The organism is Streptomyces novaecaesareae (genome assembly GCF_000716875.1).
GTDB classification, from domain to species: domain Bacteria; phylum Actinomycetota; class Actinomycetes; order Streptomycetales; family Streptomycetaceae; genus Kitasatospora; species Kitasatospora novaecaesareae.
This window is the reverse complement of the sequence record NZ_JNWQ01000183.1, coordinates 1-1,664: the sequence shown is the minus strand read 5'-3', so window position 1 is coordinate 1,664 and position 1,664 is coordinate 1. Positions and strand designations below refer to the sequence as shown.

The 1,664-nt window shown below is 69.7% G+C and carries 2 protein-coding genes; both read right to left on the bottom strand.

What is annotated here, in order from left to right:
• Nucleotides 1-105 precede the first annotated feature (105 nt).
• A complete protein-coding gene (locus tag OP86_RS32345; RefSeq protein WP_030055231.1) occupies nt 106-939 on the bottom strand; it encodes a transposase family protein in 834 nt (277 codons plus the stop codon).
• Nucleotides 940-1,012: 73 nt separating this feature from the next.
• Complete coding sequence (locus OP86_RS32340; protein WP_157849909.1) at nt 1,013-1,474, bottom strand: hypothetical protein; 462 nt, start codon at nt 1,472-1,474, stop codon at nt 1,013-1,015.
• Between the last annotated feature and the right edge of the window lie 190 nt (nt 1,475-1,664).

The following is a 1,664-nucleotide window of genomic DNA, read 5'->3' as shown; positions in this document are numbered from 1 at the left end:
TGAGCTAATTCCATCCTGAAATCTGCAGGTCACGGGGGCTGGCGTGGTGCGCGGTCGGGGTGCTCGGGCCGGGCACGGGCTTGATCGCGATCGGGTGATCATCCGTCAGCGGGAGACCTCCGCGTTCGTCAGTACGAGCAGGGCGCGCAGGAGCGCGGTCGAGTGCCGGGCGTTCATGCGGACCTTGGTGAGGATTCGCCAGTTCTTCAGGTCGGCGAAGCCGTGCTCGTTGGCCGCTCGCTCGCGGCTGACCAGCCGGTTCGCTTCCTTCTGGGCCTTGGTCAGCGGATGGCCCCGGGTCGCCCTGCAGCCGGTGACGATCACCGGGTCGGCGGGATCGTCATCGAGACCGACGAAGCCCAGGTCGGCCAGGGCACCGAGACCGGCTTCGCGGAGCTTGGCGCAGATCTTGTTGTGGCGTGCGGCGGTGATCTCGCTCGAGCGCCCCGGCTTCGCCGCCGAGATCCAGACGAGGTTGCCCTTCTCGTCGGTCAGTGCGAGGAACAGCAGGCCGTGGACCTTGTGCTTCCCGCTGTAGTTGGGCCGGTTCTCGTCACCGGTGCGGCGGCGGGTCCGCACCAGCGTGCCGTCCAGCAGCACCACGACGCCACCCTTGCGGGTGATCTTCTTCAGTGCGCGGTCCAATCGCGGGGCGCGGGCGGCGAGGAGACCGGTCACTTCCAGCAGCCAGCGGCGCACGGTGGAGGCGGACACGTCGTTGCCGCCGGCCATGTCGCAAAGCCGCTGGTCGTGCCGCAGAACGGCGAGCACGATGACGGCGATCCTGCCGGGCGCAAGCTTGCGCCAGCGCGAGCCGATCTTCTTCAGGTGGCCGCGGATCAGGTCGGCGACCATGTTCACGGTGGCGCTCGACAGCGACAGGCGGCACTGGTAGACAAGCCCTTCAGGACCCTCGGCGGGCTTGGAGTTCTTTCGCATGGAATCCCCAACACTCGCCGGGGGTCCATGAGTTACGGATGGATTCGGCCGCTTCGCGCGGCGGCATCCGACATCAGCGCCGGGTGTAGCGACCCGCCGGGGTCCGCTGCAGCCAGCCCCGATCCGCCAGGCGCCGCAGCTGGCCGCGCAATGGTTCGACCTGTGCCGGCTGTACTCCCTTGCCGAGCGCCAGCGCCACGTCCCCCGCCTTGACCGCTCCCTCGATCCCCGCGACGGCCTTGAGGATCGCCTGGTAGTCGGCAGGCAGCACGTCGGCGTCCATGCCTTCTTCGCGGTGCGGGACCAGCAGCATCCCGCCCGCCCCGGGAGCCGTCGTGACCCGCTCCAACTCGTCGGCCATGGCGGGATCGTCCGCCCGGCCGGCCCGCTGAGCGTCGGCGAACTGCCCGAACACCACCTCCGCGACCTCCAGCCGCGCGACCTCCGCGTCGAGCTCGGCGAGTTCCTTCCGCAGCCGCTCGGCGCGGTCGGCCAGCACCAGCCGCCGCTGCATCACCCACGTCAACACGTCCACCACCAGCACGCCTCCCGTCCGAACCCTCCTCGGAGGGTAGGAGGCCTCGGCGGGCGGCACCCGGATTCGGACGAACCGGCCGCACAGCAAACGATCTCCTGCTAGCAATCACGTCCCCGACCAGCCCGAGCACCCCGCCTCCGGCCCACACCAGCCCCGTGACCTGCACGTTCAGGTTGGCAATTGCTCA